This is a genomic window from Nostoc spongiaeforme FACHB-130 (genome assembly GCF_014698475.1).
Classification (GTDB): Bacteria; Cyanobacteriota; Cyanobacteriia; order Cyanobacteriales; family Nostocaceae; genus Nostoc_B; species Nostoc_B spongiaeforme.
The window spans coordinates 1-12,720 of sequence record NZ_JACJTB010000054.1 but is presented as its reverse complement, the minus strand read 5'-3'; the positions used below and the strand labels follow the sequence as shown (position 1 = coordinate 12,720).

Annotated in this window: 11 protein-coding genes and 1 pseudogene; 9 read left to right on the top strand and 3 right to left on the bottom strand. The window is 39.0% G+C overall.

Features of this window, described 5'->3' with window-relative positions:
* The first annotated feature begins 101 nt into the window (after positions 1-101).
* From H6G74_RS26825 to H6G74_RS26805, 5 genes are all read left to right on the top strand, one after another.
* Positions 102-830, top strand: coding sequence for an SMI1/KNR4 family protein (locus tag H6G74_RS26825; RefSeq protein WP_190970543.1), 729 nt, complete (start codon positions 102-104; stop codon positions 828-830).
* Positions 831-851: 21 nt separating this feature from the next.
* Positions 852-1,640, top strand: a complete 789-nt coding sequence (locus H6G74_RS26820) for an STM4013/SEN3800 family hydrolase (protein WP_242051360.1) — start codon at positions 852-854, stop codon at positions 1,638-1,640.
* A gap of 15 nt (positions 1,641-1,655) precedes the next feature.
* Positions 1,656-3,092 carry an STM4012 family radical SAM protein gene (locus tag H6G74_RS26815; protein ID WP_190970541.1) on the top strand — a complete coding sequence of 479 codons (1,437 nt, stop codon included), beginning with the start codon at positions 1,656-1,658 and terminating at the stop codon, positions 3,090-3,092.
* Positions 3,093-3,170: 78 nt separating this feature from the next.
* Positions 3,171-4,439 carry a HEAT repeat domain-containing protein gene (locus tag H6G74_RS26810; protein ID WP_190970540.1) on the top strand — a complete coding sequence of 423 codons (1,269 nt, stop codon included), beginning with the start codon at positions 3,171-3,173 and terminating at the stop codon, positions 4,437-4,439.
* A gap of 40 nt (positions 4,440-4,479) precedes the next feature.
* Positions 4,480-5,346, top strand: a complete 867-nt coding sequence (locus H6G74_RS26805; protein WP_190970539.1) for an STM4011 family radical SAM protein — start codon at positions 4,480-4,482, stop codon at positions 5,344-5,346.
* A 123-nt stretch (positions 5,347-5,469) separates the two neighbouring features.
* On the opposite strand, the gene H6G74_RS26800 is transcribed toward H6G74_RS26805, so the two are convergent.
* Positions 5,470-5,973 (bottom strand): hypothetical protein, encoded by a 504-nt coding sequence (locus H6G74_RS26800; protein WP_190970538.1) that lies wholly within the window; start codon positions 5,971-5,973, stop codon positions 5,470-5,472.
* Positions 5,974-6,464: 491 nt separating this feature from the next.
* On the opposite strand from H6G74_RS26800, the gene H6G74_RS26795 reads away from it, so the two are divergent.
* From H6G74_RS26795 to msrA, 3 genes are read left to right on the top strand one after another with little or no spacing between them, the layout of a single operon-like run.
* Complete coding sequence (locus tag H6G74_RS26795) at positions 6,465-7,619, top strand: sensor histidine kinase (RefSeq protein WP_199341136.1); 1,155 nt, start codon at positions 6,465-6,467, stop codon at positions 7,617-7,619.
* A gap of 26 nt (positions 7,620-7,645) precedes the next feature.
* Complete coding sequence (locus H6G74_RS26790; RefSeq protein ID WP_190970537.1) at positions 7,646-8,104, top strand: GNAT family N-acetyltransferase; 459 nt, start codon at positions 7,646-7,648, stop codon at positions 8,102-8,104.
* Between the two features lie 17 nt (positions 8,105-8,121).
* Entirely contained in the window at positions 8,122-8,799 is a 678-nt protein-coding gene (gene msrA, locus H6G74_RS26785; protein ID WP_190970536.1) for a peptide-methionine (S)-S-oxide reductase MsrA, read from the top strand.
* A 188-nt stretch (positions 8,800-8,987) separates the two neighbouring features.
* On the opposite strand, the gene H6G74_RS26780 is transcribed toward msrA, so the two are convergent.
* The gene (locus H6G74_RS26780; RefSeq protein ID WP_190970535.1) at positions 8,988-10,157 is read right to left on the bottom strand and encodes a serine/threonine protein kinase; all 1,170 of its coding nucleotides are present in this window, start codon (positions 10,155-10,157) and stop codon (positions 8,988-8,990) included.
* A 382-nt stretch (positions 10,158-10,539) separates the two neighbouring features.
* On the opposite strand from H6G74_RS26780, the gene H6G74_RS26775 reads away from it, so the two are divergent.
* On the top strand, positions 10,540-12,252 hold the full coding sequence (locus H6G74_RS26775) for a leucine-rich repeat domain-containing protein (protein ID WP_190970534.1): 1,713 nt from the start codon (positions 10,540-10,542) through the stop codon (positions 12,250-12,252).
* Positions 12,253-12,612: 360 nt separating this feature from the next.
* Here H6G74_RS26775 and H6G74_RS31955 read toward each other — a convergent pair.
* A pseudogene (locus H6G74_RS31955) lies at positions 12,613-12,720 on the bottom strand (IS982 family transposase); the annotation flags it as partial.

The window sequence follows — 12,720 nt, the reverse complement described above, 5'->3', positions numbered from 1 at the left end:
GCTGTATTATGCCGCAGGCTAACGCACTTTAATTGTTGATCGTCCCGGAATTTTGTTAATAACACATCCTCATGTAGGTTTATTAATTAATATTAACGAAAATGAATAATAATTCAAATCAACCAAGAGAATTTGACGCATTACTTGGTGGAAACGCACCACCTCCTGTTAATGATGTGGTGTTAGGCGGAATTGGCGGGGTAAAAAGTAGCTTTAAAAGTTCAGTCTTAACAGAGTCTTTAGACAGGATATTAAAAGCCTTAGAAGAAAAAGATCCAGAAATGGCTTCATGTTTACAACCAGGCTTAACCTGTAAAGAGATTGATGAAATAACTAAAGATTTACCTTTTAAGTTACCAGAAGAACTATATGAGCTATATCAATGGCGAAATGGTCTATGTAATTATATAGTATTTGGTTGGGGTAAATGGAATGGTATTCAACTAATATTTAGACCCTTGGTAGAAGCAGTAAATGATTTTCATAAGTTAAAAAAACGTGGTTCCCCATCTAACTTATTTCGTATTTTTTTATTAATTCATCAATTAGGAGGTGATTATTTTGCTGTACTCTTAGGTGACGAAACAAATCCTATAATTCATTTCGATGACAATAGTGAAATTTTTATTGATCAAAGAAATTATTCTAAAAAATCAGCATTTTTCTCAAGTTTGACAACCCTAATGTATGCGATTGCAGAATGTTTTAAAGATGCAATATATACTGAAACCGACTCTAATGGTTATATATCTTGGGAATTTGACGAGGATAAAGTCAAAGCGATTCTCCATAAATACAATACAGGTAACTTTAAAATTTATCGAGCATAATTTTTCATAGCTATGTTTAATATGAATCTAATCGTGGGAACTCACGATATCCTGTTTATCACCCTAGACACACTGCGTTACGATGTAGCTAAAAATTTACTCATACAAGGACGCACGCCTAATTTAGAAAAAGTTATAAACACAGGTTGGGAAGAACGTCATTCACCAGGAAATTTCACTTACGCGGCGCATCATGCTTTTTTCGCTGGCTTTTTACCCACACCCATAACACCAGGAATTCACCCCCGAATTTTTGCATTAGGATTTGAAGGAAGTACCACTACAACTGATAAAACTTGTGTGTTAGATGGTTCAAATATTGTTAGCGGATTAGCTGCTAAGGGATATCATACAGTTTGCATTGGTGGTGTAGGTTTTTTTAACAAACGCAATCCTTTAGGTAATGTAATTCCTTCGATGTTTGCTGAAAGTTACTGGAGTCCAGAGTTAGGTGTTACTCACCCCAAATCTACAGAAAATCAGGTAAATCTGGCGCGAGAGATTTTAGAAAAAACGCCAAATAATCAACGCCTATTTTTATTTATAAATATTTCAGCTTTGCATCAGCCAAATTATTTTTACCTTCCCAATGCCAAGGATAAAATCGACACTATTGAATCTCACGCCGCAGCTTTGGAATATGTAGATAGTCAATTAGCTAAACTCTGGAATATTATACGCCAAAGACATTCTACATTTTGCATTCTCTGTTCCGACCACGGGACGACTTATGGTGAAGATGGTTACACTGGACATCGACTCAGCCATCCCGTTGTTTGGACTGTTCCATATACAGAGTTTATTTTATGAAAACCTTAAAAATTTATGATTAAAACTCAAAATCCTCAATCTAAAATCCAAAATCTAAAATCCAAAATTGCCCAGTCTCCCTATCAAGCATACGTTTATTCTTATCCCCACAAAACAGCTTATCGTCCTTTAACTCCGCCGATATATCTCCCCGAACTTTGGACGCAGCAAGATAGACAAGCGTTATTTCTCTATATACATATACCGTTTTGTGAAATGCGTTGTGGTTTCTGCAATTTGTTTACCACAGTCAGCCACAATGAAGATTTTATCAGTCAATATGTCCGCACATTACAGCGACAGGCGCAACGGATGAAAGCGGTGTTGGGTGATGCGTCATTTGCAAGGTTCGCTATTGGTGGGGGAACTCCGACTCAGTTACCCATTCAGCATCTCGCAACTGTTCTTGATATTGCTGAAAATACGATGGGTGCAAAGTTACAGGAAATTCCCATTTCTGTGGAAGTTTCACCAGAAACCGCAACTGAAGAAAAGTTAAAGTTGTTGCGATCGCACTTTGTTGACCGTGTTAGTATTGGTGTCCAAAGTTTCATAGAGTCGGAAGTCTTAGCAACCCAGCGTCGTCAATCTAATACTCAAGTAGAAGCAGCATTGACAAGGATAAAACAAGCCGGATTTCCCACTTTGAATATTGACTTGATTTACGGTTTACCCGGTCAAACTGTCGATACTTGGTTGCAATCAATACATACTGCCTTGCGCTTTCAACCAGAGGAAATTTATCTATATCCTTTGTATGTACGGCCGTTAACAGGTTTGGGACGCACGGATAAAGAATGGGACGATATTCGTTTAGCTTGTTACCGCGAAGGGCGATCGCTCCTGTTGTCTGAAGGGTATACTCAAGTATCTATGCGGATGTTTCGACAAGGTGGACAAGGTAGCAATTTTTCTCCCCCCTCTCCCCACACTCCCCACACTCCCCCCTCTCCCCACACCCCCCACACTCCCCACACTCCCCACACTTTCCCCTCCCCCTCCCCCGTCTACTGCTGTCAAGCCGACGGTATGGTTGGTTTAGGTTGTGGCGCACGTTCCTACACCAATACTTTGCACTACTCCAACGAATATGCAGTGGGAGCAAAGGGAATCAGCGAGATTTTACAAGCATATATTCAAACACCCGATGAGTTATTTGAATACGCGCACTATGGCTTTCAACTAGATGCAGAAGAACAACGTCGGCGATATATTTTATTATCTTTACTTTGCGATGAAGGATTAAATTTGGTTAGTTATCGCCAGCGATTTGCTAGTGAAGTAGACGCTGATTTTCCACAACTTTCAGAATTGCTGACTTTAAATTTGGCGATAAAAGATGAAGATAGTTTGCAGTTAACTGAATTTGGCATTGAACGTTCTGATACTATCGGCGCGTGGTTATTTTCTGAGAAAGTTCAAGAATTAATGCAAGGTTATGATTTGAAATAGTAGAGTTGAAACCAGATTTTTAGAGAAGCGATGAATTACTTTTCTACAGAAAATTACATAATTGACCGGGGATAAAATATGACAAACAATCAAAATGAACCGAGAGAATTTGATGCTGTAATTGGAGGAAAAACACCACCTATTTATGATGCTGTATTAGGTGGTATCGAAGGGATTAAGAGACGTTTATCAAGTCAATTTATAGAAGACAGAGAAGAAGCACTTGGTGATGCGCTTCAATATGGTGAATCAGGTCTAGATTTGATAATTCAAGCTTTACAAGATAAATCAGGAAGGCTACGAAGATATGCTTGTGTTTTACTAAGTGAAAGAAATGAACCTCAAGCTATAGCAGCTTTGCAAAGTTATAAACCTTGGTTTTTAAAAGAACGCTGGGAGCTAGAGAAACGTATAGGATCGACTATCATAAGATGGCACTCTAAAAAATTTGCAAATCGTAAAGTAGAGGAGTATAGTCCACAGGTTGGTATAACTGACCCTGTAGGAACTGCATACGCTTTCCGAACTGATCGAGATGGAGACGATTTTATTGCAGATAAGCTTGCATTACTTTTAGAAGATCCACAGGTTTGCAAGGTAGAAGCTTTAGTTTTTGGAATGTGGCATTCAGATGTTTTTGAAAGTGATTCATCACAAAATATTGTGAATTTTCTTGTGAAATCTCAGGATAAATTAACTAATCTCAAGGCTGTATTCATAGGCGATGTTACAGATAATGAGTGGATGATTTCTCAAATGAGCCATAACTATATCAGTCCAGTATTAGAAGCTTACCCTAATTTAGAAATATTAAAGATTCGTGGTGGTAATACTCATAGGATGTTCAATCCAATACGACATGAGAAATTAAAAGCTTTGATTATAGAAACAGGAGGACTACGGCAAGAATCTCTATTACAATTGTACTCTCTTCAATTACCAGTATTAGAACATCTGGAAATATGGTTGGGTAGCCTTAACTATGGATGCACTTGTTCTGTCGAAGATTTAATTCCTCTTCTTTATGAGGATTTATTCCCTAATCTTATATATTTAGGGCTACGCAATAGTGAATATACTAACGAGATAGTTCATGAAATAGTTCAAACACCAGTCTTACAAAAAATTCAAGTGTTAGACATTTCTCTCGGAAATTTAAACGATGAAGGAGCAGAAATCTTACTCAATTCTCCTGTAATCAATCAATTAGATATGCTCAATATATCAGAAACTTATGTAACTGATGAAATGCTTGAATTGCTTTGGCAAATGGATGTTCGTGTTATTGCAGAAGGTAGTCGATTTTATGAATATGAAGGCGATCGCTACTGCACAGTAGCCGAATAATTTAAAAATTCAAAATGGGTATTTTCATCTTTCAACTAATATGCACCTCACTATTCTTTATCGCGGCTCTTTAATCAGTTGCAACTACGGCTGTGAATATTGCCCCTTTGCTAAACGCCAACAAACAGCCGCAGAATTAGCAATTGATAAACAATCTTTAGAAAAGTTTGTCAATTGGATTTCCCAACATCCCCAACATCAATTTTCAATTCTATTCACACCTTGGGGAGAAGGCTTAATCCATTCTTGGTATCAGCAAGCCTTGGTAAAATTAACCCATTTACCCAACGTTAATAAAGCTGCAATCCAAACTAATCTCTCCTGTCAAATAGATTGGGTAGAGGAATGTAATCTAGATAAATTGGCACTTTGGGCTACTTTTCACTCAGAATGGGTATCACGCGATCGCTTTTTATCCAAATGTCTTCAATTAAACCACCAAAATGTTAAATTTAGCGTCGGAGTTGTGGGCTTCCCCAAGTTTAAATCAGAAATAGCCGCTTTACGTCAAGAATTACCAAATCAAATTTATCTGTGGATTAATGCTGTCAAAGCTGAAATCCCCAATTTATCACCAGCAGACAGAGAGTTTTTCCAATCTATCGACCCATTATATGAATTAAATACCAAACATTATCCTAGCTTTGGTCATTCTTGTCGGGCTGGAAAATCCGTAATTTCTGTTGATGGCGACGGGACAATCCGCCGTTGTCATTTTATTAAATCACCAATTGGTAATATTTACAATTCTGATTGGGAAACAGCTTTATCTGATCAACCTTGTACCAACCAGACTTGTCATTGTCACATTGGTTATGTCCATCTTGATTACTTAAATATGAATCAAGTTTTTGGTTCTGGACTTTTAGAAAGGATTCCTGATAATTGGGCTATCCACAAATCATAAAACAGTTGGTGCAAGATGTAGCGATCGCACTAATTTTTCCTGCACCTCTGCATTCTAAAAGACACGATATCACTAATTGACATACTCCCCGCCTTAAAAGTGCGAAGATTCTGGTTTTAAATATTAATTGGCATTTTTGTAAGGTAGGTCAATTCTCGCTGTACCTACAGGAATCTCTCCTTCTAAACCAGTTCGTTTAGCTGTGACTCCATAGAGTAATATTCTCCCATCTAAAATTTTTGTTTGTACACCTGTCAACTGCACTTCTACAGATGTACCAGAAACTATTGGTTGATCAAAAATAATTGACAAACGCTCTTTGGTGATTTCTGTTTTTGCTGCAATTTCTTTACCCGAATCATCTACCACCCGAACATTAGTAAAACGTTCCATTTGGTTGGGTAGAGAAATCATTAAGTCTTGTACAGACATTCCCAGTACTGCAACTTTAATGAAATGTGTATCATTTCTAACTCCAGAGTTGGTAATACTCGGAACATTAACTGTATACGCAACTTGAGACGATGATGCAGAATCTAGCTGTTGAGATTTAGTTGGGGTAGCTATAGCCGTAGAGGCTGTAGTGACTATTAAAGCAGACAAACTACCAAATATTAAAGCTTTCATAATCAAACCTCACTTTGGGGTGAAATAATATCTTGGTGTTGTGCAATCCATCTACATTAATACATTAGTTTATTAATATGAAAAAAGGCTGAATAAGAAATTAAATTTTATAAAGAGTCCGCTTTAATTTCCGCACAAAAAATAATCGCTAAAGCTCACAATGCTTGCAAAACAAGGATTGCATACCATACATACACTAACTTTTGTTGGCTCTATACAGATTTTTAAACACCCGTTAATAGAGGGTGTTTTAGAAATTTAATCCCTACTTAAGAACGGGAGAAATCCAATAATTTATGTATTGATAATAGAATAATGCCAAATCGTTCTGAATAAGCTTTCAGCAAAAGCTTTAACTCTATTCAGGAAAAACTCATCTTTCTCAAAGAAACATCGATTAAATTTGAACTATGGAAAGTGCAAGATGTAAATCTACCTTATTTCCCTTATCTGCCTAGTCTACCTTATCTATTTTGTTCATATATCAAGATATGCCAATAAATTTTGGGGAAAGTTTTAAAAGAAAATTAGCTGAATTTTTTGTCGCTAGAATTGACACGGCCTCACTGCATTTTCGGTTGACTGTTGGCATTATCTTAATTGTGATTCTGGGACTAAGTAGTTTTACACTCTGGGTTGGATGGGAAATTAAACAATGTTTGATGGTTGATAATTATCAACTGTTAACTGTGATTCAAAGTTTGGGAATGATGAGTATTATTTCCCTGACTATCACCACAGTTTTGACTACTTTATTTATTAAGCGATCGCTCTTACCATTACAACAGATTAACCAATGGGCAGAAACCTGCACAACTGAACTGACTCCCCAGCAGTTAGGCTTAAATCAAACACCAAGTGAAATTCAAGAATTAGCCCAGACATGGATAGAATTTTTAACCAAACTTTCTGAAGCCAAAGAACAACAACGCCAGTTATTCAGTGATTTAGCCCACGAGTTACGCACACCTTTGAGTGTGGTTTATGGATATCTGCAAAGAAGTCTCCAACGTAGCCATAATTTAGCCGCTTCCCAAAAAGAAACGCTCGAAATGGCTGTTTCTGATGCAGAAAGAATGAATCATATCCTCCAAGACTTACTGGACTTAGCACGGGCGGATAACAGCGCCATTCCCTGTCCCCGCGAAACTGAACCACTCTTACTTAATGATGTAGTTGTAGCTGTCGCCGAAATGACAGAAAAGTTTCATCATCGGGAAATTCAGTTAGAAATCGCTCCTTTTCCTGTCCAAGTCAAAGCAGAGCGTCAACAGCTAATGCAGATATTAAACAATTTGATTACCAATGCGGTGAAATATTCCGCTACTGGTGAGCCAATTATTTTACATCTCACCCAAACGGAAGATGTAGCAATGATTCAAGTCAGCGACAAAGGTTGTGGTATTCCTTTATTAGAACAGTCCCGCATTTTTGAACCATTTTATCGCCTAGATTCTTCTCGCACCCGTGCTACAGGCGGGACTGGTATGGGTTTATGTATCGTCAAACGCCTTGTAGAGTGCATTGGCGGTACAATTGAACTCCGCTCGGAACTTGGGAATGGTAGTAGTTTTATTTTGAAATTACCTGCATTAGAAGTAAAAGGAGGAAAACCAGAAAATCTCATTCCCTACCTTCACGAATAAGTTCAGAAATCAAATTTGATTGCTATATGAAAATTAACTTTAAACCAGGAGCAAATAATGATATTGAAACACTTTTAGTTTTAATCCAAGAATTTTATCAACTCGATGGTTATCTCTCCTTTAATGCAGTTATTGTGCGTCATGCGTTGAATCAACTGCTGAATGAAGAGTCTATAGGCCGCATCTGGTTAATTCAACACCAAAATCAAGCAATTGGTTATGTCATTCTCTCATTTGGTTATAGTTTGGAATACGGAGGACGAGATGCTTTTATTGATGAAATATATATTAATCCAGCTTATCAAGGTCAAGGCATTGGCAAGCAAACAATTAAGTTTTTAGAGGAGGTGTGTATTTCCCTGAATATTCAAGCGTTACATTTAGAAGTTGAAAAAGAAAATACATCTGCCCAAAATTTTTATCATCGAGTGGGATTTAAAGATAGCGATCGCTATCTCATGAGCAAAAAACTAAATCAATCATAAAAGGAGTTCATACAATCATGTCAAATAGCAACTTGACACTTTCTCGCAACCTAGTACGCAACTTGTCCATCATCACTTTGAGTTTCATCCTCTTGTATGGTGCATCGCGTGTACTATTTCCCACTCCCGCCAGTGATATTTCCACCACTACACCTCAAACAAAGCAAGTAGCCGTTTTTGGTGGTGGCTGCTTTTGGGGAATGGAAGCAGTATTTGAGCATCTCAATGGTGTGTCTGATGTGGTTTCTGGCTTTTCTGGCGGCGATGCAATAACCGCAGACTACTCACTTGTTAGTTCTGGATTTACCAATCACGCAGAATCAGTGAAAATTACTTATGATCCCTCCAAAATTTCTTACGAACAATTATTAAAAGTTTACTTTTTAGTAGCCCATGACCCGACACAATTAAATCGTCAAGGGCCGGATTCTGGTAGACAATATCGTTCAGTGATATTTTTTGCTAACAATGAACAAAAGCAAGAAGCACAACAATATATTGATAAACTTAACCAGCAGAAAATATTTGATCAAAATATTGTCACCGAAATTAGTCCACTAAAAGGTTTTTATCAAGCAGAAGAATACCATCAAAACTATATAACCCGTAATCCAGATAGTCGCTATGTCGTAGCCCATGACTTACCAAAATTGGCTAAACTTCAAGCCACATTTCCTGAAATTTATACTAAATAGGACTAGTACAAAAAGGCAAAAGTAAAAAGAAATAATAACGATACCAGAAGCCTTTTAGTAATTTCTTATGGTCTGTTTATTTACGCCGTATTGTACTAGCTGAAAGCTTGATCTGTGCGGGTGTTCAGATTCCCGACTTTTTCAAAAAGTCGGGAATCTATAACCTCTCTACAACAACTCAGACAGCCTTAAAATATTGACTTCAACGCGAGAAATGCCGTAATCCACAAAATTAAACTTATGGGTGCGCCGACGAGGATTCCCGCGATCGCCCAACCACGTTGATGTTCTTTAAAATGTTCAATACTGCGCCATTGTCTACTTCTCCAAGCCCATTCATTGCCTTTCGCCCCCATTGCGATCGCCATAAACCAACCAATCTGCGGTACAAAACAAAATAAGCCACACCATACCTGATTAGTCCATAACCATAACCAAGGTAATAAAAAAGCCCCCCAATTCCATCCCAAAATCTCCTCTGGTACTGGTTCTGTAGAATTAATCCCACACCCAGAATTATTAACTATCTTATTGCTTACAGGTTTGACAGCCAGATTAGATTTTAAAGCCTCAATTGCTTGGCGGGCATTACTAAAGCGTTGTTCCGGCGCAGGTTCAGTCATCTTTTGTAACCAGCGCATAAAACTAGAACTCACGTTAACTCTATCAGCAAATTGCAACCGCAAATCTTGTTGCGGTAAATCACCAGGGGGAATACCCGTTAATAAATGAATTAACGATGCGCCCAAAGCATACAAATCAGATGCAGGAACAGCCCTACCACCAAATTGTTCCATCGGCGCATAACCATAAGTCCCAACCACCGTAAAAGTCACGCCTTCTTTAGCAGCTTTATCTTGGACTGCACCAAAATCTACCAAATATATCTGATTATCTTCACCCCAAATTAAATTACTGGGCTTGATATCCCGATGCAACACACCAGGATTCAACTCATGCAGATATACCAGAATTTTTAAAACCTCAGTCGCAATTTTCCGGGCGTGCTTTTCTGTACAGCGTTTACCAATTGCTAGTTTTTCTTTGAGTGACTCCCCAGGAATATATTCTTGGACTAAGCCAAACCATAATGTCCGGTCATCAACACAAAAATAATCAATGTATTGCGGAATGCGCGGATGTTTTAACTGTTTGAGAATTTGTGCTTCTCGCTCAAACAACTTCAAATCATCCCACTGTACAGTTCCGCCGAAAGCCAAAAGTTTGACCACAACTAATGATTCTCCTCCATCAGCAGCTTGTAAATCTTTGGCCAGCCAAGTTTGGCGAATGCCATTATTACCGATTTGCCGTTGGATTTGATAACGGTGGTGTATTATCTGTTCTATTTGCAGCATCAAACACCTGCTGGCAATTTACGCTAAGGTGATTCCCCTACTATTCCAGGATAGACATTACACAGAGATTTTGGGGGCAGATGTTTACCAAAAACCATGCAAAAGTCCCACTCATCTTGATTTCAGAACTTAAACTTGGCTTTGTGCTTCTGTCCTGCGTATAGGACTCATATTTGATTTATGAAAAAAATCAGTACACCCAAATCAGCCGTCTTTCCTACTCCCTACTCCCCATTCCCTACTCCCTACCTACACAACTAGATTCAGAAATCAAATCGGATTCCTATATATCATTCACGTTAGTTAAATTATTAATTAACTCAATTTCTCGGCTGCTTGTCTAAGCAGCCAATCGTCGTCAGACCTGTATGGCAACCCCAAAATGACTAACGAAGAACTGCTGCAAATTATTGCACAAGCCGCAAAGGAAAACGCGACAGAATTAGACCTTTCCCACAGTGATTTAACAAAACTGCCACCGGAAATAGGACAACTTGTCAACCTGCAATCTCTCGACCTCAGTTTTAATCAACTTAGTAGTTTTCCAACGGAAATAGGAGAATTGGTCAACCTGCAATCCCTCAACCTCGTTGGTAATCACATTCGTAGTTTGCCGCCGGAAATCGGAAAACTGATCAATCTGCGATCGCTCAACCTCAGTTTTAATCAACTTAGTAGTTTTCCAACGGAAATAGGAGAATTGGTCAACCTGCAATCCCTCAACCTCGTTGGTAATCACATTCGTAGTTTGCCGCCGGAAATCGGAAAACTGATCAATCTGCGATCGCTCAACCTCAGTTTTAATCAACTTAGTAGTTTTCCAACGGAAATAGGAGAATTGGTCAACCTGCAATCCCTCAACCTCGTTGGTAATCACATTCGTAGTTTGCCGCCGGAAATCGGAAAACTGATCAATCTGCGATCGCTCGACCTCGCTCATACTCGACTGAGAAATCTGCCACCAGAAATCGGACAACTGATCAATCTGCAATCCCTCGAACTCACTCATGCTCGACTGAGGAATCTGCCACCGGAAATAGGACAACTGATCAATCTGCAATCTCTCAACCTAGCTCATGCTCGGCTGAGGAATCTACCACCGGAAATAGGAGAATTGGTCAACCTGCAATCCCTCAACCTCTTGAGTAATCGCCTGAGCAGTTTGCCACCGGAATTTGGACAATTAGTCAACCTGCAATCCCTAAACCTCGCTGATGCTCGACTGAGTAGCCTGCCACCGGAATTTGGACAACTAATCAACCTACAATCCCTCGACCTCTGTGATAATCAACTGAGTAGTCTGCCACCAGAATTTGGACAATTGGTCAATCTACAATCCCTCAACCTCTTCGGGAGTAAACTGAGTAGCTTACCGCCAGAATTTGGACAACTAATCAACCTAAAATCCCTCGACCTCTGTGAGAATCAACTGAGTAGCCTACCACCGAAATTTGGACAATTGGTCAATCTACAATCCCTCAACCTCTGTGAGAATCAACTAAGTAGTCTGCCATCGAAATTTGAACAACTGGTCAAATTGCGATCGCTCTCTCTTGGTGGTAATCCACTGAGTAGTCTACCATCGGAGATAATACAACTGGTCAAACTGCGATCGCTCTCTCTTGGTGATAATCAACTAAGTAGTCTGCCACCGGAAATAGGAAAACTGGTTAACCTGCGATCGCTCTTTCTTGGTGATAATCAACTGAGTAGTTTGCCATCGGAAATAGGAAAACTGGTTAACCTGCGATCGCTCTTTCTTGGTGGTAATCAACTGAGTAGTTTACCATCGGAAATAGGACAATTGGTCAACCTGCGATCTATCGACCTCCGAGAAAATCAACTCAGCAGTCTGCCACCAGAATTTGGACAACTCACAAAACTAGAAATTCTGAATCTTGAAAATAATGAATTGATCAATTTGCCTTCAGAAATACAGCAACTAACTAAACTCAGAAAGCTAGATTTAAGAGGCCAAACCAATACTCAGTTGCAAATTCCGCCGGAAATCTTAGGCGAGGAATGGGTCAGTTTAGGCGAACCAGCCACAATTCTTAGCTATTATTTCTCTCTGCAAGCCGGACAAGAAAAATGATATTTGCCAATACAGCATTTAGCAATGCTCAAGAATATTGGTTGTATTTAATTTACGTACTGATACCAATTCACAATTCGCAAGTCGCAATGACGCTCGCAGGCTCGCTACCGCTTCGCTAACGCAATTAAAAAACTTAGATACAGTAAACCTTTCAGGGTTTACATCTGTATCAGATTTTTCGTGAAATGGTATGAGACGAGAAATCAAGAGTTTGGGCGAGGGCGAAGGGGCAGAACAAGTCAAAAATTCTCTGACTTGTGAATTTTGACTTCCCCGTAGGGGTGTAAATACTGCAAAACCTATACACCCTTTCACCCATTCTCATCAAACAACCGTTGTCTTATATATTTATACGCCTTATGTGAATGAAGCCAGAGGATGCTGTTCAAAAGTAAGCACATCAATACCAAAACGCTGACGCAGAAAAAGGCGTAGAGTATGACTGGTGATTTTAGCGGCAACATG